This window comes from Paraburkholderia caledonica NBRC 102488 (genome assembly GCF_000685095.1).
Lineage (GTDB): Bacteria > Pseudomonadota > Gammaproteobacteria > Burkholderiales > Burkholderiaceae > Paraburkholderia > Paraburkholderia caledonica.
In genome coordinates this window covers 435991-456662 of record NZ_BAYE01000005.1, presented here as the reverse complement: position 1 = coordinate 456662, position 20672 = coordinate 435991, and the positions used below count along the sequence as shown (strand labels likewise).

Annotated in this window: 11 protein-coding genes; all 11 read left to right on the top strand. The window is 62.7% G+C overall.

The features are described from left to right. Nucleotides 1-125 precede the first annotated feature (125 nt). Nucleotides 126-6041 carry an excinuclease ABC subunit UvrA gene (gene uvrA, locus BCA01S_RS13745; RefSeq protein ID WP_042318602.1) on the top strand — a complete coding sequence of 1972 codons (5916 nt, stop codon included), beginning with the start codon at nucleotides 126-128 and terminating at the stop codon, nucleotides 6039-6041. A 1056-nt stretch (nucleotides 6042-7097) separates the two neighbouring features. After that, on the top strand, nucleotides 7098-9800 hold the full coding sequence (locus BCA01S_RS13740; RefSeq protein WP_027777381.1) for a TonB-dependent receptor plug domain-containing protein: 2703 nt from the start codon (nucleotides 7098-7100) through the stop codon (nucleotides 9798-9800). A 112-nt stretch (nucleotides 9801-9912) separates the two neighbouring features. Continuing rightward, nucleotides 9913-10524, top strand: coding sequence for a MotA/TolQ/ExbB proton channel family protein (locus BCA01S_RS13735; RefSeq protein ID WP_020069917.1), 612 nt, complete (start codon nucleotides 9913-9915; stop codon nucleotides 10522-10524). 25 nt (nucleotides 10525-10549) lie between these two features. Continuing rightward, nucleotides 10550-10969, top strand: a complete 420-nt coding sequence (locus BCA01S_RS13730) for an ExbD/TolR family protein (protein WP_027777380.1) — start codon at nucleotides 10550-10552, stop codon at nucleotides 10967-10969. Next, a complete protein-coding gene (locus BCA01S_RS13725; protein WP_027777379.1) occupies nucleotides 10966-11739 on the top strand; it encodes an energy transducer TonB in 774 nt (257 codons plus the stop codon). Before BCA01S_RS13730 ends, BCA01S_RS13725 begins: the two co-directional genes overlap by 4 nt. A gap of 116 nt (nucleotides 11740-11855) precedes the next feature. Beyond that, nucleotides 11856-13769, top strand: a complete 1914-nt coding sequence (locus tag BCA01S_RS13720; RefSeq protein ID WP_027777378.1) for an extracellular solute-binding protein — start codon at nucleotides 11856-11858, stop codon at nucleotides 13767-13769. A gap of 17 nt (nucleotides 13770-13786) precedes the next feature. Next, nucleotides 13787-14839 carry a microcin C ABC transporter permease YejB gene (locus BCA01S_RS13715; protein WP_027777377.1) on the top strand — a complete coding sequence of 351 codons (1053 nt, stop codon included), beginning with the start codon at nucleotides 13787-13789 and terminating at the stop codon, nucleotides 14837-14839. After that, the gene (locus BCA01S_RS13710) at nucleotides 14793-15908 is read left to right on the top strand and encodes an ABC transporter permease (protein ID WP_027777376.1); all 1116 of its coding nucleotides are present in this window, start codon (nucleotides 14793-14795) and stop codon (nucleotides 15906-15908) included. Before BCA01S_RS13715 ends, BCA01S_RS13710 begins: the two co-directional genes overlap by 47 nt. After that, the gene (locus BCA01S_RS13705) at nucleotides 15905-17563 is read left to right on the top strand and encodes an ABC transporter ATP-binding protein (protein ID WP_027777375.1); all 1659 of its coding nucleotides are present in this window, start codon (nucleotides 15905-15907) and stop codon (nucleotides 17561-17563) included. The genes BCA01S_RS13710 and BCA01S_RS13705 overlap by 4 nt, the downstream gene beginning before the upstream one ends. After that, the gene (locus BCA01S_RS13700) at nucleotides 17556-18992 is read left to right on the top strand and encodes a TldD/PmbA family protein (RefSeq protein WP_027777374.1); all 1437 of its coding nucleotides are present in this window, start codon (nucleotides 17556-17558) and stop codon (nucleotides 18990-18992) included. Before BCA01S_RS13705 ends, BCA01S_RS13700 begins: the two co-directional genes overlap by 8 nt. Beyond that, nucleotides 18992-20353 carry a metallopeptidase TldD-related protein gene (locus tag BCA01S_RS13695; RefSeq protein WP_027777373.1) on the top strand — a complete coding sequence of 454 codons (1362 nt, stop codon included), beginning with the start codon at nucleotides 18992-18994 and terminating at the stop codon, nucleotides 20351-20353. The genes BCA01S_RS13700 and BCA01S_RS13695 overlap by 1 nt, the downstream gene beginning before the upstream one ends. Nucleotides 20354-20672 lie beyond the last annotated feature (319 nt).

The window sequence follows — 20672 nt, the reverse complement described above, 5'->3', positions numbered from 1 at the left end:
TATACAGTATAGTGTTCAACTGCAAGTGGGGCGCGGCTTCAGCGCCTTAGCGCCCGTTTGCACTGAACTTGCGCGGTCGCGAGGCGTCCGTGAGAGGTGGCCCACTCATTCAGACGGTCGAAAAATTGTCATCCAACGGCATCATCAAGATTCGCGGCGCGCGCCAGCACAACCTCAAAAACGTCGATCTCGACGTGAAAACCGGCGAAATGACGGTCGTTACCGGTCCGTCCGGGTCCGGCAAGTCGAGCCTCGTGTTCGACACGCTTTACGCGGAAGGGCAGCGGCGCTACGTCGAAACGTTTAGCGCGTACGCGCGGCAGTTCCTTGATCGCATGGACCGGCCGCAAGTCGACCGGGTCGACGGCGTGCCGCCCGCCATCGCGATCGACCAGACCAATCCGGTGCGTAGTTCGCGCTCCACCGTCGGCACCATGACGGAGCTCAACGACCACCTGAAGCTGCTCTACGCGCGCGCGGCCGAACTGTTCGACCGCAAGACGGCGCATCAGGTGCGTCACGACACGCCCGAAACGATCTACGCGGATTTGCTCGAACGCACGGAACAGGACGATCCGCGGCTGGTCGTCACGTTTCCGGTCGAGTTGCCGGAGTCGGCGTCCGAACAGGAAGTGGAGCAGTGGCTGTCGGCGAGCGGCTACACGCGCGTGCAGGCGCAGCGCGAGGTCGAGTCGCCTACCGGCAGGCGCAAACTGCTGGACGTCGTCGCGGATCGTTTCCGCCTGCGCCAGGCGGACAAGCAGCGCGTTGTCGAGGCGATCGAGGCGTCGCTCAAGCGCGGCGGCGGGCGCGTGAATATCTACGTGCTGCCGCCGGCTTCCGAAGGCCAGCAGCCGCCTGAGGCACAGCAAGCCGAGCCGCAAATCTGGCGCTTCTCCACGGGGCTGCATAGCCCGGAGAGCGATCTGCGCTACGCCGATCCGCAACCGGCGCTGTTTTCGTTCAACTCGGCCTACGGCGCGTGCGAGGTCTGCCGCGGGTTCGGCCGCGTGATCGGCGTCGACCTGGGTCTCGTGATTCCAGACGCGCGCAAGACGCTGCGCGACGGCGCGATCAAGCCCATGCAAACGCCGGCGTGGAAGGAGTGTCAGGACGATCTGATGCGCTACGCGGCCAAGGCCGACATACGCCGCGGCACGCCGTGGGGAGAACTCACGGACGCCGAGCGTGACTGGGTGATCAACGGCTCGCCTGACTGGAATGGCAAGTGGCAAAGCCATTGGTACGGCGTCAAACGCTTCTTCGAATATCTCGAATCGAAAGCGTACAAGATGCACATCCGCGTGCTGCTGTCGAAGTACCGCAGCTACACGCCATGCGAAACCTGCGGCGGCGCGCGCCTGAAAACGGAATCGCTGCTGTGGCGCCTCGGCAGCAAGAAGAACGCCGACGACGTGCTGACACCAGCACAGCGCTTCATGCCACGCGGCGTCGAGTGGAACCGTGCTCAGCTCGAAGCGTTGCCCGGCCTCACCGTGCACGACCTGATGCTGATGCCGATCGAGCGCATCCGCCGCTTCTTCGACGAAATCAGTTTGCCGAGCGCTTTGCTCGACGACGCGCTCAAGCTGCTGCTCGCCGAAGTGCGCACACGCCTCAAATACCTGTGCGACGTCGGGCTCGGCTACCTGACGCTCGACCGCCAAAGCCGCACGCTGTCGGGCGGCGAAGTGCAGCGGATCAATCTCACCACGGCGCTCGGCACGTCGCTCACGAAAACGCTGTTCGTGCTCGACGAGCCGAGCATCGGCCTGCATCCGCGAGATCTGAACCGGATTGTCGAAGCCATGCATCGTCTGCGGGACGCGGGCAATACGCTAGTGGTGGTCGAGCACGATCCGTCGGTCATGCTGGCGGCGGATCGCCTGATCGACATGGGGCCGGGGCCGGGCGAGCGGGGCGGCTCGATCATTTACGACGGTGCGCCCGAGGCCATCCGCTCGTCGGGCACGCTCACCGGCGAATATCTCGGCGGGCGCCGGCACGTGGCGGACGCGGCGCACTGGTCGCAGCGCCCGGTCGACGCAAGCACGCCGCGCATCGTGCTCGAAGGCGCGACCGAACACAATTTGCGCGACGTGACGGTGGAGATTCCGTTGCAGCGGCTCGTCTGCGTAACCGGCGTGTCGGGCTCCGGCAAATCCACGTTGCTGCAAGACGTGCTCTACCCGGCGATGGCGCGGCACTTCGGTCTCGCCACCGAGTCGCCCGGCGCATTTCGCAGCCTGACCGGCGCCGACCAGGTCACCGACGTCGTGTTCGTCGACCAGTCGCCGATCGGCAAGACCGCGCGCTCCAATCCGGCGAGCTACGTCGGCGCGTTCGACGAGATCCGCAAGCTGTTCGCGAAGGCGCCGCTTGCGCAACAACGCGGCTATGGCCCGGGCATGTTCAGCTTCAATTCCGGCGACGGGCGCTGCCCGACGTGCGGCGGTTCAGGCTTCGAACACATCGAAATGCAGTTTTTGAGCGACGTGTATTTGCGCTGTCCGGACTGCGACGGCCGCCGTTATCGCGCCGAACTGCTCGAAGTGAAGATCGAGCGCGGCGAACCCGCGCGTGCGTTGAGCATCGCAGACGTGCTCGAACTGACCGTCAGCGAAGCTGCCGCCTATTTTTCGAAGGACGCCGAAGTATTGCGCGTGCTGCAGCCCATCGTCGACGTGGGCCTCGAATACGTGAAGCTCGGCCAGCCGGTGCCCACATTGTCGGGCGGCGAGGCGCAGCGGCTCAAACTCGCGGGCTTTCTCGCTGAATCCTCGCAGGCGCGCACCGCGCGCGGCGCGAAGCAGGCAGTCGCCAAACGGCTTTTCATGTTCGACGAGCCGACCACCGGTCTGCATTTCGACGATATCGCCAAGCTGATGCAGGCTTTCGGCAAGCTGCTGGCAAGCGGCCATTCGCTGATCGTGATCGAGCACAATCTCGACGTGATTCGCGCGGCAGACTGGATCATCGACCTTGGTCCAGAAGGCGGCGACGGCGGTGGCCGCGTGCTGTGCGCCGGCACGCCGGAAGACGTCAAGGGCTGCCCCGAATCGCATACCGGCGAAGCGCTGTTGCACTACGACCGCGCAATGAGCGCGGCTGCAGAGCCTGCTGAGGAGGTTTCGCAAGGCATTCCGTTGCAGAAGGCGCTGAGCGCGGCGCGCGCACGCCGCGCAATCGAAGGCGAAGACGTGGTACGCATCGTCAATGCGCGCGAGCACAACCTGAAAGCGCTGGACGTCGACATCCCGCATGGCAAGTTCAATGTCATCACCGGTGTGTCGGGGTCGGGCAAGTCGACGCTCGCGTTCGACATTCTTTTCCACGAAGGGCAACGCCGCTATCTCGAATCGCTCAATGCGTATGCGCGTTCCATCGTGCAACCCGCCGGCCGGCCTGAGGTCGACGCCGTGTACGGCATCCCGCCGACGGTCGCGATCGAACAGCGTCTGTCGCGCGGCGGTCGCAAGAGTACAGTGGCGACCACGTCCGAGGTGTGGCATTTCCTGCGCCTGCTGTATGTGAAGCTCGGTTTGCAGCATTGCATTCATGACGGCACGCCGGTTACGTCGCAAAGCGTCGAGTCCATCGCCGCGCAATTGCTGCGTGACCATAAGGGACAGCACGTCGGCTTCCTCGCTCCGCTCGTGGTCAACCGCAAGGGCGTGTACACCGATCTAGCGAAGTGGGCAAAAGCGCGGGGCAATACGCATCTGCGGGTGGACGGCGAATTCGTGTCGGTGGACCCGTGGCCGAAGCTCGACCGCTTCCGTGAGCACACTATTGAATTGCCGGTCGCCGACCTGATCGTGTCGGCGGACAACGAAGCAGAACTGCGGCACGCGCTCGATCAGACGCTGGAAGTCGGCAAGGGTGTGATGCATCTGCTCGCACCGCTCGACGGTCTGCATGACGCAATAAACGGCGGGCAGCCCACCGCGAAGCTTGGCGCGGTCAAGGTTCTCTCCACCAAGCGGGCGTGCCCGGTTTGCGGCACGAGCTATCCCGAGCTCGATCCGCGCATGTTCTCGTATAACAGCAAGCACGGCTGGTGCACCACCTGTGTGGGCACGGGGCTCGCGCTCACGCGCGAGCAACGCGCCGCGTACGACGACACGATCGTCGTAGACGACAATCGCGGCCGCGAACAGAGTTTGCCGTCGGAAGAGCAGGAACCTGAGGGTCTCGTGGACGAACCGTGTCCGGATTGCGTGGGCACGCGTTTGAACCCCACGGCGCGCGCTGTCACGTTCGACGCGCAAGCCATTACCGACGTCGCGCAATGGACGGTGTCGGACACCCGCGCGTGGATCGACGGTTTGCACATGACAGGCCGCGACGCTGAGATTGCGCGCGACGTGGTCAGCGAGATCGGCAGCCGTTTGCAGTTTCTCGAAGAGGTCGGGCTCGGTTATCTGAGCCTCGACCGGGCGGCGCCGAGCCTGTCGGGCGGCGAGGCGCAGCGCATTCGCCTCGCCGCGCAACTGGGCAGTAACCTGCAAGGCGTCTGCTATGTGCTGGACGAGCCGACCATCGGCCTGCATCCGCGTGACAATCAGATCCTGCTGAACGCGCTGCGCAAGCTTGGCGACAAGGGCAATACGCTCGTGGTCGTCGAGCACGACGAAGACACAATCCGGCGGGCCGATCACATCATCGACATCGGGCCGGGCGCCGGCAAGCGCGGCGGCACGCTGATCGCGCAGGGCAGCGTGGCGGATCTGTCCGCGCAACCTGAATCGCTGACGGGGCAGTTTCTCGCAACGCCGATCGTGCATCCGCTGCAGCCGCGTCGCAAAGTCGTCGCGCCAGGCAAGCGCGCGGCGGCGGTGCCCGAGAACTGGCTGACCGTGCACGGCGGCAAACTGCACAATCTGCGCAACGTTACCGTGGGCATTCCGCTGTCACGGCTCGTCGCGGTGACGGGCGTCAGCGGCTCGGGCAAGTCCACGCTTGCGCGTGACGTGCTCATGGCGAATCTGCTCGACGCAGTTGGGCGTTCGGTGTTGTCGTCGCCGGCTACGCGTCGGGCGCGAGCGGCGGCAGAAGAGAAGCCCGCCGCGAACCGCCGTTCGAGCGTGCTCGCGCGTACCGCGCCGCGTGCTCCGCTGAACGTCACGCATGCGTGGCAGGGCTGCGATTCGATTACGGGTTGGGAAAGCATCGACCGCGTGCTGGAAGTCGATCAGACGCCAATCGGCAAGACGCCGCGCTCGTGTCCCGCAACGTACATCGGCGTGTGGGACGCAATTCGCAAGCTGTTTGCCGGCACGCTCGAAGCCCGCGCGCGCGGCTATACGGCATCGCGCTTCTCGTTCAACACAGGCGAGGGCCGCTGCCCGGCTTGTGAAGGACAAGGCGTGCGCACCATCGGCATGAGCTTCCTGCCGGACGTAAAGGTGCCGTGCGATGTCTGCCACGGGCAGCGCTTCAACCCTGAAACGCTCGCAGTGACGTGGCGGGGCAAGAATATCGGCGACGTGCTCACCATGGAAATCGACGAGGCTGTCGAGTTCTTTGCGCCGATCTCGAACATTGCCCATCCTTTGCAGTTGATGAAAGACGTGGGGCTCGGTTACCTCACGCTCGGTCAGCCATCGCCTACCTTGTCTGGCGGCGAGGCGCAACGCATCAAACTCGTCACGGAGTTGAGCAAGGTGCGCGACGACATTACGCGGCGCGGTCAAAAACCGCCGCATACGTTGTATGTGCTAGACGAGCCGACGGTAGGGCTGCATATGGCTGACGTCGCCAAGTTGATTCGCGTGCTGCATCGTCTCGCTGACGGCGGCCATAGCGTCGTGGTGATCGAGCATGACCTCGATGTGATTGCCGAGGCGGACTGGATCATCGACCTCGGACCCGAAGGCGGTGTGGGTGGCGGGACAGTCGTCGCTGCTACGGACCCCGAAGGAATAGTGCAGGTTCGCGCGAGCCACACCGGCGCAGCGTTGAAGCCTGTGCTCGACCGTACTGCACATGGCGGCGCGCGCGCTGCGCAAGTCGAAGCGGGCGAAGGCACCAACGGGTAGCAGAAACTTCGAGTCGCGCAGCAACAAAGAGAGGGCCCGCATTGCCGATCAGGCGATGCGGGCCCTTTCCATTCCACTAGAGCATGTTTAGTTCGAGATAACGTTTTGTTTAGTGCAATGTCACATCGTCGTATATCGCAAGCCGGGTTGGCACACGAGCAAATTCGAAAAACTTTAGAACGTCCCGTCGAAAAGGCCGGCAGTGCCAGATTGAAACAATGCCATCAAAAAAAGTTTGACGACCGATTTTGATTTGTTATTGTCCCTGTCCATTGAGTGTTTCATAACGCTTGGTGCGTTGGCGAGACACGCGCACCGGGCTCGTCTTCACGCTTTTCCAGCCTGATTGAAAGTCACGCGTCCGTAATTCGGCCGCCGATTCCGCTCGCGCTGGAAATTCGTAATCGCTTGCCACGACCGTCTGAGGAGTGGCCGAGCTTTGCGACATAGCAGTCGGACGAGCAGTGAGCGCCGCGCGAAACAATATTTGCTTATATCAAACAAATTTTGACTACATGATTCTGACTTGCTATGTTTCTGCCACCGTATGACATGGACCGCTACTTGAGCTCAGCCTTGCGCGAGTAGGCGGTTTTGGAGCAATAGTGTTCCCCAGTCAGTGAATCTTTCAACTCACTGACAGATCAGCTGGCAGAAGCAAGCTCGCACCGGAAGTGCCCTCGGCAGAATGCTAGTGGGTTGATGAAAAGTTAGGCATCCAGATTGTTGGTGTCGCAGTGAATGTGCCGGGTCGCGCCGAAAGTGACACGCCGCGAAAGCGCACAGGTTCATCTCGACATGAACATTGCACAAATAGAAAAGCTTTCATTTCTGTTAGGAAATTAGTAGTCCAATTCAATCGATTGAATTGGATTCGTACCGCCTTTCGCAAAGTGATTGGATTAAACGCAATTTAATCGTTTTGGACTTATTTGCACTAGTGCTGGGCATATTCGGTAAAGCGTGGTGCGCCGTCGTCGTAAAAAGGGCAGAGAAGTTCATAAGGCTTTTCTTTGCACAACAGGTGTGGTCTGACTGACAAGTGAGAAGGGGAAAATGAAACAAAGGGCATTGGCGTTGGCCATTAAAAGGATGCTTTGGGCAGAACTCGCCTTGTCGGCGGCTATGGCCGCACCGGCGTTTGCACAAAGCCAGCCGGCGACGACCGGCAATACCGCGGCCACTACGACGTCGGAAGCCACTCCGACAGCGACGGACTCGGGCAACGTAACGAAGATGCAGCGCGTGGAAGTCACCGGCTCGCTGATCCGCACGTCGGATAAGGTCGGCAATACCGAGGTGCAAACCATCACGCCGAAGGAAATCGAGCAAAGCGGTTACACGACCGTGGCTGATTTTCTGCGCGGCACCTCTGCCAATTCGGGCAGCAGCTGGGGCCAAACGACCATGAACAGCTCGGCGCAAGGCGGTGGCGGGATCGCGTTGCGCGGCTTGAGCGAGAAGTACACGCTAGTTCTGGTCGACGGCCAGCGCGTCGCCAATTACGGCAAGGCGGTGAACTTCACCGACACGTTCTTCGACGTGAACTCGATCCCGCTCAATATGGTGGATCACATCGACATCGTGAAGACGGGCGCCGTGTCGGTGTACGGCTCGGACGCGATTGCCGGCGTGGTCAACATCATCACGAAGAAGAACTTCCAGGGCTTGCAGTTCGACGGTCAACTGGGCAAGGCGCAGCATCCGGGCGACGCGCAGGGCAACTTCGGCGTGCTCGGCGGCTTCGGCGATCTGAATTCCGACCGCTTCAACGTAACGGCTGCGGCGAGCTATTACCGCGACACCGGTTCCTCGCTCGCCGATCGTTCGATGACGGCCAACCAGGACTTCAGCCAGTTCCCTGGTGGTCTGGCAGGCCCGCTCGGGCCGAACCAGCAGTCGTACTGGACGGCGCCTGACGGCACCAAGACCGCGCTCAGCCCATGCCCGCCCGGCAGCGTGTCGGCGGACGGCGGAGCGGAGTGTAAATCGAATCCCGCGAGCACGACCTCGCTGGTTCCGTCTACAACGCGTTTGAATGCGAAGGTGCGCGGCACCTTCAAGATCAATGACGACGTGCAGGCCTACGCGGACTTATGGGTGAGCCGCAACGAAACCGTGCAGAACGAGGGCCCGGCGGCACTGTCAAGCATAACCAACGCCTACAATCCAGCCACCGGCTCCGCGCTGCCGCTGTCGCGCACCGTTCCGGGGACCAATCCGTACAACCCGTTCGGCGCACCGGCGCAGATCAACTACACGTTCCCCAACACCATTTCAGCGGACACGGTGTCCACCTTCTGGCGCGCGATGACCGGCGTGAAGGGCTCGTTCACCACGCAGAAGTTCGGCGACTGGGACTGGTCTGCGGACTACGGTCATTCGCAAAGCACCGTGGACACGACCTACAGAAACATGTTGAACGTGGCGGGTGTCGAGAACATTCTGCAGAACGGCGTGTACGACTTCGCGAATCCGTCCGCCACGCCCAACGGGCTGAACGGCGTGTTCCAGAATGACTACGAGCAGGCGATCTCGAAGCTCGACAGCGTGACGGCGAAAACCTCGACCGGCAATCTGTTCAATCTGCCGGGCGGCCCCGTCGGCGTCGGCTTCGGTACGGAATTCCGCCACGAGAGTTCGCTGATCAATTCGCGCACGTACACTGTGCAGGGCATCACCGCGCCGGCCAACGTGCAGACGGTCGACGGCGAGCGCAACGTGGCCGCTGTCTACTACCAGGTCGACATTCCGATCATCCGCAATCTGACGTTCACGCAGGCGGGCCGTTACGACCACTACAGCGACTTCGGCGGCGCGTTCTCGCCGAGCTTCGCGCTGCGCTTCCAGCCGGTGCAGGCGCTCACGGCATTTGCGTCGTATAGCCGCGGTTTCCGTGCGCCGACGCTCGTCGAAAACTCGCAGGCAACCTATCTTGCGCACCAGAACCTGGTCGATCCGAACGATCCGAGCGGTGCGTCGACCAAGCGCTTTACGACTGAACAGGTCAATGGCAATCCGAACCTGCAGCCAGAGCATACGAAGAACTACAACATCGGCTTCCAGCTCTCGCCGGATTCGTCGACCGATATCGGCGCGGCGTTCTACAAGATTCACATCGACGGCGTGATCGGCACCAACGATCCGAATGCGGTGATGAACGCGAACGACCCGTCGACGGTGATTCGCAATGCGGACGGCACGGTCGCCTACATCAAGGAACAGTTCGTCAATCTCGGCTCGCTCGACACCGACGGCTTCGACATGAACTTCCGCAAGTCGGTCGGCACGAAGTACGGCACGTTCACGCTCGCCGGCGACTGGGCCTATGTGTGGCACTTCAAGCTGAACAGCCCCGGCGCACCGACGCAGGACTTCGCGGGTAACAACCTTGCGCTGCTGCAACCGTTCGGCGCGAGCAACCCGCGCTGGAAGGGCAACACGAGCCTGAGCTGGGACTATCGCAAGCTCACGACCACGCTCACGTGGCAGTACACGGGCCCTTACACGAATGCGGTGGCGGCCGAATTCGGCGACGGCGGCACGTTGTCGGTGGCGTCGTACAGCCAGTTCAACCTCGTGGCCACGTATCGCGGCTTCAAGCACTGGACCATCTACGGCGGCATCAACAACATTTTCGATCGCAAACCGCCGTTCGACGTCGAGTGGCAGGCCACGCCGGATATCACCGGCTACGACCAGTCGCTTTACACCAACATCGGCCGCTTCTTCCAGGTCGGCGCGACGTACCGCTTCTAAGTCCTCGATGTCTGTTTTTAAAAAGCAGTCTGTTTAGTCGGTCGGCTGCTTCGGCTCCCGTCTTCGGGACCGAAGCGGCCCAACTTTGTTAGAGACGCAACTGGAGTTCCCCGTGCTCAATACCCTTATCAACTATTCAGTTCAATCGATGGGCCTGATTCCCGTTCTGGCCTTCATCTTCCTGCTGGGCATCTCGATCATCGTCGAGCGCTTCATGTTCTTCTCGCGAGCGGTCAAGGCGGGCAAGACGCTCGAACATGATCTGAAGATGGTCGAGCCGGCCAATCTGTCCGACGCACAGAAAGTCGCCGAGCACTACAAAGCAACCGTGCAGGGCGAACTGGTCAAAAGTGCGCTGAAGGTGCAAGGCAAACCCGAAGCGGTGGTGGAGCGCGAACTGGAGGAAACCATCATGTTCCAGATGCCGCGCCTCGACCGCAATCTGTGGATTCTCGACACGGCGGTGACGCTCGGGCCGCTGCTCGGCCTGCTCGGCACCATCATCGGCATGGTCGAGTCGTTCAACGTGCTCGGCACGAGCGGCACCGCGAATCCGAACGGCGTGACGGGCGGCATCGGCCACGCGTTGACGGCTACCGCGTGCGGCCTGACGATCGCCATTATCTGCGTGATCTTCCTTAACTATTTCAACAAGCGTATCCGGATGACGGTCAATCAGTTCGATCTGATCAAGTCGCTGCTCGTGTCGCGGTTCGCCGCCTGAACATCCGCTTCCAAGGAGAAGGATCATGCGTAACCATCGCAGCCATTACCTGGGCGCGGAAGAGAAGGCGCGCATCGAGATCATTCCGATGATCGACATCATGATGTTCCTGCTCGTGTTCTTCATGCTTGCCACGCTGAAGATGATTCAGGGCGCGGGCATCAAGCTCGATCTGCCGCAATCGAGCACGGCGGAACAGTTGCAGCAGACGGTCAAGGTGTCGATCGGCGTCACGAAGACCGACGAGATCTATCTCGACGCGAAGCCGGTCACACCCGCGGAGTTGACCGCGCATCTGCAAGGGCTCGTGCATGATTCGAAGAAGGTCGACGTGGCGATCGCGGGCGACGAAGGCACGAGCTACAAGAACATCGTCAAGGTGATGGACCTCGTGCGCGCAGCGGGCATCAGCTCGGTTGCACTCGCCACCAATCCGACGACATGAGCTCTCCGGTACTCGACATGAAAGACCCGCAAAGCCGCCTGAGCGGCGCGCTCTGGGCGTCGTCCAATCCGGCGCATCATGGCCGCATGTCCATGAAGACTGCGCTCGCTGCCGCCCTCGTTGTCGAATTGCTGATCGTCGCGGGGCTCTCGCAGGTGAGCTTCAGGCAGGAGCCGCCCGCGCCGCGCAAGATCATGGAAGTAACGATGGCGCCGCCGCCACCGCCGCCTCCGCCCGAGGTGAAAAAGCTCGAGCCGCCACCCGCGCCGACGCCGGTAAAACCGCCACCTAAACAGCAGCAACCCAAGCCGCAACCGACGCCGAAGCCGCCCCCGGCGATGCCGTCGGCGACGCCGAAACCCGCGAACATCGCGCCCGCCGCCAATCCGAGCGCAAACGCTCCCGCACTCGCCACGGCGAACGCCACGCCGGGTCCAGCCACGGCGCCTGCCGCTCCGCCCGCGCCGGTGGCGCCGCCGGCGTTGCACGGCGTGGTCGACGGACGCGGTCACTGCCAGGCCGTGCAGCCGCAGATTCCCCGCCGCGCATTGCAAGAGGGACTGTCGGCAACGGTGATCGCACATCTGTCGATCAGTCCCGACGGCAGCGTCAGCGACGTAAAAATCGTGCGCGTGACACCGCCGACCTCGGTCTTCAACGACGCGGTCATCACTGCGGCCAGGTCGTACCGTTGCGAGAAGAATGCCGAGCCGTACGTTGGCGAGGTTGCGTTCTCGTTCAAGACCGCACCGAGCGACGACGACCAGTAAGGCGGCAGCCGCAGTGGAGAAGGGAGCGCGGGCGATGGCCGGAACCATCCTCGCGCGATTCGACGTACCGCGCGCCGGCTCGCAGCCGGCGCGCGACCTTTTAGCGTTTGGAAGAAATGAGACCTGTGAAGTTTCGCTGGCCGCGCGCGTTGCGCATGCTCGCATATCTGCCGCGGCCGGGCTCTTGCGTGGCCTCGTCGTGGGCGCGCGCGGTCGGCGTCGGTCTTGGTCTCTGCCTCGGTCTCGCATTGGGCATGACATGCGCGCACGCGCGGCCATCGATATCGCAATACGACGAGCCCCGATATCCGGCGAACTTCACCCACTTCGACTACGCCGATCCCACCGCGCCCGCGGACGGCACGCTCAGCTTTCAGAACTACAACGAATTGCAGACGTACGATTCGATGAATCCGTTCCTCGTGCGTGGCGCACCCGCACCGGACGTGCTGCACCTGATGTTCGACACGCTAATGCAGCGAAGCTGGGACGAGCTTGCGTCGGAGTATCCGTTGATTGCGGACGACGTGGAAGTCGCGCCCGATCTGTCGTCGGCGACGTTTCACATCAATCCGGCCGCGCGCTTTTCGAACGGCGATCCGATTACCGCAGCCGATGTCAAATATTCGTTCGACACGTTGACGAGCCCGCAGGCGTCGCCGATGTTCAACGCGCAATTCGCGGTGATCAGGCGCGCGGTCGTGGTCGACCGGGCCACCGTGCGCTTTGAATTCAGGCATGCCGAGCGCGGCGCGCCGCTGATTGCGGGCGACCTGCCGGTGTTCTCGCCGAAATGGGGGATGCGCGCCGACGGCACGCGCGCGCCGTTCGACCAGATCGCGAACGAGGTGCCGGTTTCGAGCGGCCCGTATCTCGTCGAATCGCGCAAGAACGACAAGGAGATCACCTACAGGCGCAATCCGGCGTATTGGGCGGCGGACCTGCCGTCGAGGCGCGGCATGTACCGTTTTGCGCACATCACGTTCAAGCTGTATCGCGACCACTACACCCAACTCGAAGCCTTCAAGGCCGGCGACGCCGATGCGATCGTCGAATACAGCGCGACGCAATGGGCGCGCAAGTACGTCGGCAAGAACTTCGACAATGGTGTGTTGAAGAAAGGCAATTTCGCGGACGGCCCCGCGCAGATGCAAGGCATGCTGATCAATCTGCGCAAGCCGATGTTCCAGGACGTGCGGGTGCGCCATGCCTTGACCATGGCGTTCGATTACGACTGGATGAACCGGATGATGTTCTACGGCCAGTACCGGCGCACCGGCAGCTATTTCGCTGCGAGCCCGTTCGGTGCGAGCGGCATGCCGGGCGAGAAGGAACTCGCGCTGCTCGAACGGTACCGCGCGAGTCTGCCGCCTGAAGTGTTCGGCCCGATGGTGAAACCGCCGGACACGCTGCCGCCGAATTCGCTACGCGGTAATTTGCGCGTGGCGCGCGATCTGCTCGCGCAAGCCGGCTGGCACTATCGCGACGGCGCGTTGCGCGACGCCAACGGCACGCCGATGAAGATCGAGATCATCGACGATCAGCCCGGCATGGACCGGCTGATTCTTCCGTATATGCAGGCGCTGGCCAACCTCGGAATAGAGGCGCATCTGCGCCAGGTCGACAGTGCGTTGTATCAGAAGCGGATCGACAACTTCGAGTTCGACATGACGACGTATATCTATCCGCCGGTCACCATTCCCGGTGTGGAACTCGCACGCCGCTTCGGCAGCGCGGCGGCCTCGCAGGTGGGCTCAGAGAACTACCCGGGGATTCGCTCGCCCGCAGTCGACTCGCTGATCCATGCCGCGCTCGCCGCGACCACGCTCGACGATCTGCAGGCGGCAACCCGCGCGCTCGACCGCGTGCTGATCAACTCGTATTACCTCGTGCCCGAGTATTACGCGCCGGGCGCGCGCATTGGCTACAAGACCACGCTCGGTTTTCCGGAGATCGTGCCGGCCACGTACCAGTACGAGGATTGGGTCATCGACTACTGGTTCGCCAGACGACCAGCCGCGTCACATTGAGTTCATCGGGAAGCGACATGCTTGCGTACATTTTCAGACGATTGCTGTTGATGGTGCCGACCTTGCTCGGTGTCGTCACGCTGACGTTCATCGTCACGCAGTTCGTGCCGGGTGGGCCGGTCGAGCAGGTGATGACGCAACTCCGCCACGGCGGTGGCCGTGGCGGAGACGCGGGGGCGGGCGGCGGCGGTTATCACGGCAGCCAGGGTGTCGATCCGCAGCAGATCGAGCAGATCAAGAAGCAGTTCGGCTTCGACAAGCCGCCGCTCGAGCGCTATGTGCTGATGCTCGAACACTACGCGAGCTTCGACCTCGGACAGTCGTACTATCAGCACGCAAGAGTATGGGACGTCATCCGCTCGAAGCTTCCGGTGTCGATCACGCTCGGGGTCTGGACGGTGCTGCTCACCTATCTGGTTTCTGTGCCGCTCGGCATCGCCAAGGCGGTGCGCAACGGCTCGCGCTTCGACACCGTGACGAGCGTGCTCGTGCTCGCGGGCTACGCGATTCCCGGCTTCGTGCTGGGCGTTCTGCTGCTGATGCTGTTCGGCGGCGGCACCTTCTGGCAGGTATTCCCGATGCGCGGTCTCACATCGGATAACTTCGGTGAGCTGAGCACATTCGGCAAGCTGCTCGACTATCTATGGCACATCGTGCTGCCGGTCACGGCCTCGGTGGTCGGCAATTTTGCGGTCGTCACGATCCTCACCAAGAACACGTTTCTCGAAGAGATCGGCCGTCAGTATGTGCTGACCGCGCGTGCAAAGGGCGCGACCCAGCGCGACGTGTTGTGGAAACACGTATTGCGCAACGCGGCGATTCCGCTGCTGACCGGATTGCCGGCGGCGTTCGTCGGGGCGTTCCTGAACGGCAATCTGCTGATCGAGACATTGTTTTCACTCGACGGCATGGGCCAGCTCTCGTACGACTCCGTGATTCGCCGCGATTACCCGGTCGTGCTGGGCTCGCTCTTTCTCTTCACGTTGATCGCCCTTATAACCAAACTCATTGCTGACGTCTGCTATGTCCTCGTCGACCCGCGTATCCAGTTCAACCGGCTTGACCGATGACGCGTCCGCCGCGCCGCGCGGGTTAGTGCCGTCTCCATGGCGGCGCACGTGGCTGCGTTTCCGGCGGCAGCGTCTGGGCTACTGGAGCCTCATGATCCTCGCTTCGCTGTTCGTTCTCAGCCTGCTGGGCGAAGTGTTGTCGAATGACCGGCCGCTCGTCGTCCGCTATGACGGGCATTACTATTTCCCGATCGTAAAGGACTATCCGGAGACGCTTTTCGGCGGGGATTTTCCGGCGCGCGCGAATTACCTCGATCCGTACATTCGCTCCCGGCTGGAGGCGAACGGCAACTTCGCGGTCTATCCGCCGAACCGCTTTCACTACGATACGATCGATTATTTCGCCGCACATCCGTATCCGGCGCCGCCCACGTCGTCGAACTGGCTCGGCACCGATCAATACGGGCGGGACGTGCTCGCGCGGCTTCTTTACGGCTTCAGGCTGTCGGTGTCGATGGCGCTCGCGCTCACGGTCTCGGGCGTGCTGATCGGCGTGGCGGCGGGCGCGGTACAGGGCTTTTACGGCGGGCGCACCGATCTGATCGGCCAGCGCCTGATCGAAATATGGAGTTCGATGCCGGACCTGTATCTGCTCATCATCTTCGCGTCGATCTTCGAGCCGACGCTGTGGCTCCTGTTCATTCTTCTGTCGATGTTCGGCTGGCTCGTGCTGTCCGACTACGTTCGCGCGGAGTTCCTGCGCAACCGTTCGCTCGACTATGTAAAAGCCGCACGCACGATGGGCCTGTCGAACGGGCAGATCATCTGGCGGCATGTGTTGCCGAACAGTCTCACGCCGGTTATCACGTTCCTGCCTTTCCGGATGAGCGCGGCGATCCTCTCGCTCACCAGCCTCGATTTTCTCGGGCTCGGTGTGCCGCCGCCGACGCCGAGCCTCGGCGAGTTATTGCAGGAGGGTAAGAACAATCTCGACGCCTGGTGGATTTCGGTGTCGGCGTTCGCCGCGCTGGTCGTTACGTTACTGCTGCTGACATTTATTGGCGACGCGCTGCGCAATGCGCTCGACACGCGTTCGCGCGGTTCAGCATTCGGGGGGGCGCCGCGATGAGCGTCACGTCGAACGACCGGCCGCTGCTTCAAATCGAGCGCTTTTCCGCAAGTTTCGGCGACAAGCTCGCGGTGCGCGAGCTGAACCTTTCCATCGCGCGCGGCGAGCGCGTTGCGCTCGTCGGCGAATCGGGCTCGGGCAAGAGCGTCACCGCGTTGTCCATTCTGCGGCTCGTCGATCACGCGCATTTGAGCGGACGCATTCTGCTCGACGGTGAAGACCTGTTGCGCAAGACCGAGCAGCAAATGCGCGGGCTGCGCGGCGCGGACGTGGCCATGGTGTTTCAGGAACCCATGACCGCACTCAATCCGCTTTTCACGATCGGCAAGCAGATCGCGGAAAGCGTGCGCCTGCACGAGGGCTTGCGGCCGAACGCGGCACGCTCGCGCGGCATCGAGTTGCTCAGGCGCACCGGCATTCCAGAGCCGGAGCGCCGCATCGACAGTTTTCCGCATCAGCTGTCAGGCGGCCAACGCCAGCGCGCGATGATCGCGATGGCGCTCGCATGCCGTCCTCGCCTGCTGCTCGCCGACGAGCCCACTACCGCGCTCGACGTGACCGTGCGCCAGCAAATCGTCGACCTGTTGATCGAACTCCAGGAACAGGAAGCCGCCGAGCGCGGCATGGCGGTGTTGCTGATCACGCACGACCTGAATCTCGTCAGGCGTTTCGCGCAGCGCGTCGCGGTGATGGAGAAGGGCGTGCTAGTCGAAACGAATACGACGCAAGCGTTGTTCGACGATCCGCGGCATCCGTACACGCAGCGTTTGCTCGACAGCGAACCGCGCCGCTCCATAGCGCCGCTCGAAAAAGGCGCGCGCCGTCTGCTCGAAGTGCAGGGGCTTTCGGTCGACTACAGCACGCCCGCCAAAGGTTGGCGGTCGCTGTTCGGCCGCTCCACGTTTCGCGTGGTACATGACGTCGATTTGAGCGTGCGGCGTGGCGAAACCCTCGGCATTGCAGGCGAATCGGGGTCGGGCAAATCGACGCTTGCGGCAACCGTGCTCGGTTTGAACAGAGCTGCTGCGGGTCATGTGCATATCGACGGTATGCCGTTGTCGGTGTTGAAGACGGCTGCTTCACGGCGGGCCTTGTACTCGCGCATGCAGGTGGTGTTCCAGGACCCGTTCGGCTCGCTGTCGCCGCGCATGACGGTCGAGCAGATCGTCGGTGAAGGCCTTGCCGTGCATCGGCCCGAGATCGACGCAAAGGCGAGGCGTGCACGCGTTGCCAGTCTGCTGGAGGAAGTGGGGCTGTCCGCCGACGCGATGCCCCGTTATCCGCACGAGTTTTCCGGCGGGCAGCGTCAACGGATTGCGATTGCGCGGGCGCTTGCAGTGGAACCGGAACTGCTGGTGCTCGATGAACCGACGAGCGCGCTCGACGTGTCGATCCAGCAGCAAGTGCTCGCTCTGCTGGTACATTTACAGAAAACGCGCAAGCTAAGCTACCTTCTCATCACGCACGATCTCGCTGTGATGCGGGCCATGGCGCATCGTGTAATCGTCATGAAGTCGGGGCGGGTCGTCGAGGCCGGTGATACGCTCGAGGTCTTGCATGCGCCGTCGCATCCCTATACGCGCTCGCTTCTGGCTTCGTCGCTGCTGATGGCGCGGCCGGATTCCACGCAAACCCTAAGGAGTGTGAATGATTGACGAACGCTGGGCGCAGGCCGCCCGGTCGCTTAAGAGCCGCGCGGAGTTCTGGTCGCTGCGCATCGTCGACGAACGGATCGACGATCACGAGGTTCGCAACGACATCGCGCAACCGCTGCGCACGGTGCGCGATCGTGGCGCGATGCTCATCGCGTGGGCCGGCGCGGGCGCCGGCTACGCGGCGACGGCGAATCTGTCGGCGGCGGGCTTGCAGCAGGCGCTCGATCTCGCCACCGCACGCGCCGAGGCGAGCGCGGCATTGTCGTTGATCGATCATCGCGAAGTGGCGCGTCCGTCGGCGAGTGGCGAGTACGTGTCGCCAAATGCGCAGCACACGCTGCCGGGCCGCGCCGAATGGATCGACCGGCTCGGTGCCGAATGCGCGGCGGCGAAGGTGGATTCGCGCATCGTCGAGCGTGTGGCCGCGATGCAGATCATTCACACCGATCAGCTCTACATGACCGGCGACGGCGTGCGGATCGATCAACGGTTCCGCTTCGTGATGCCGCAGTTGAGCGTGGCCGCGCATGCGAACGGCGACACCCAGGTGCGCACACTCGGCGGCAACTACGGCACGCTCGGGCAGGGCGGCATGGACGTGCTGGCGCGCTTCGGTTTCGACGGCTGCGGCCCGCGCGTCGCCACCGAGGCGCTGCAATTGCTCGCCGCGCCAAACTGCCCGTCGGGCAAGCGCGACCTTCTGCTGATGCCCGATCAGATGATGCTGCAGATTCACGAGTCGATTGGCCATCCGCTGGAACTCGACCGGATTCTCGGCGACGAGCGCAATTTCGCCGGCTGGAGCTTCGTGAAGCCGGATATGTTCGGCGCTTACCGTTACGGCTCTGAACTGCTGAACGTGACCTTCGACCCGGAGTTGCGCGAAGAAGCCGCAGCCTACGCATTCGACGACGACGGCTCCGAAGCGAACAAGGAATATCTGATTCGCAACGGCGTGCTCGAGCGACCGCTCGGGGGCGCGCTCTCGCAGCAACGCGCGGGCATGCCGGGTGTGGCGAATTCGCGTGCGTCGAACTGGAACCGGCCGCCGATCGACCGCATGGCGAATCTGAATATCGAGCCGGGCGAGAGTTCCCTCGACGAGATGATCGGCAACATCGAACACGGCATTCTGATGCGCACTAACACGTCCTGGTCGATTGACGATCATCGCAACAAATTCCAGTTCGGTTGCGAATTCGGGCAACTGATCGAGAACGGCAAGCTTACGCAGATCGTCAAGCAGCCGAACTATCGCGGCATTTCCGCAAATTTCTGGCGCAGCTTGAGCGCGGTCGGCAACGCCGACACGCGCGAAGTGTATGGCACGTCGATGTGCGGCAAGGGAGAGCCGGCGCAGATCATTCGCGTGGGCCACGCGTCGCCCGCTTGCGTGTTCAGCAATGTCGACGTATTCGGAGGTGCGTGATGAGCGACCTCATGTCACCGCGCGCCGCGCATGCCGTGGACTGGCAGCGACACTTCACGTCGCTCGCCGATGCGATCGAGCGTCTCCAGCAACGCGGCGAAACCACGCTCAGTTCGTTTGCCGGCGAGCAGTCCGACTTCGTTCGCTTCAACGCGGGCAAGGTGCGGCAAAGCGGCACCGTCTCGCAAGGCAAGCTGACCTTGCGTCTGATCGACGGCGCGCGTCAGGCGTATTCCACGTTGACGGTGTGCGGCGAGCTGGAGCAGGACGTCGACGACGTGCGCGCCGCGCTGGCCACATTGCGCGAAGGTCTGCGCGATGCCGCCGACGATCCTCATTTGCTGTTCGATACTTCCGCATGGCAGCGCACCACGCGGCGTTCGGGCAGATTGCCGGATCCGCACGGCTTGTTGCGCGTTGTCGCCGAATGCGCGCGGGGCCTCGATTTCGTGGGGTTTTATGCGGGCGGCACCATCGTGCGCGGCTTCGCGTCGACGCGTGGCAGCCGCGGCTGGTACGAAGTCGACAACTTCAATTTCAGCTGGTCGCTCTATGACCCGAGCGGTCGCGCGATCAAGACCACGTATGCCGGCGACGACTGGAGCGATGCCGTCTTCGCCGGCAAAGTGGAACAGGCGGCCACGCGTCTCGCGGTGCTCGCTCGCGCGCCTCGTGCGCTCGCGCCTGGACGCTATCGCGCATGGCTCGCTCCGGCGGCGCTTGCCGAGCTATTGGGCGTGACGGCGTGGCGCGGCTTTTCTGCACGCGCGCAGGCCAGTTCGCGCAGCGAGTTGTACAAGCTGCACGTGGGCGAGATCGCGCTGGATCGTCGCGTCACTCTCAGCGAAGAACTCGGCCTTGGCATCACACCGGGCTTTAACGACGACGGCTACTTGCGCGACAGCGTTGCGCTGATCACAGCGGGCCGCAGTGCCGGGCAGCTGACCAATGCACGCAGCGCAAGGGAATACGGCTTGACGCCCAACGGCGCGCTCGCCGAAGAGGCGCCGGCGTCGCTCGCCATGCAGCCGGGCGAACTGATGGACGAGGACGTGCTTGCGCAGCTGGGCACCGGGCTTTACATCGGCAATTTGTGGTACGTGAACTTTTCGGACCGGATGAATTGCCGACTCACCGGCATGACGCGCTTCGCCACCTTCTGGGTGGAGAACGGCCAGATCGCCGCGCCGCTCGAAGCCATGCGGTTCGACGACAGCCTGTATCGCCTTCTTGGCAGCGAACTCGAACAGATCGGCGCTCACGCCGAAATGCTTCTGAGCGACGGGACGTGGGGCGAGCGGGCGACGGGCGGCATGCAATTGCCGGGCATCCTCGCCAGGTCGTTCGAGCTGACCCTATAAGCACTGCGACGCGGCTCGCCGTTCGAGGCGAGTCGCGCGCCGGCCTCCCGTCTACCTGAACGGGGAGCTTCACACGCCATTCCAATCATCTGAAGAATAAGCGTTTCACCCGTGAAACGGCGCCAAAGAGCCGCAGATTAATCTGAAGAATAAACAGAGCGTGTTTCAGAAATGAAACATTTTGGACAATTTTAAAAGGCTCGCATAAACAGATAATCGCGCGAATAGAATCGTTACGCGCTAATTACCACGGCTGACAAGGCACATTCTGAATGTGCGAATAACAAATCCAATTAAAAGGGCCATTGCGGCGCACTGT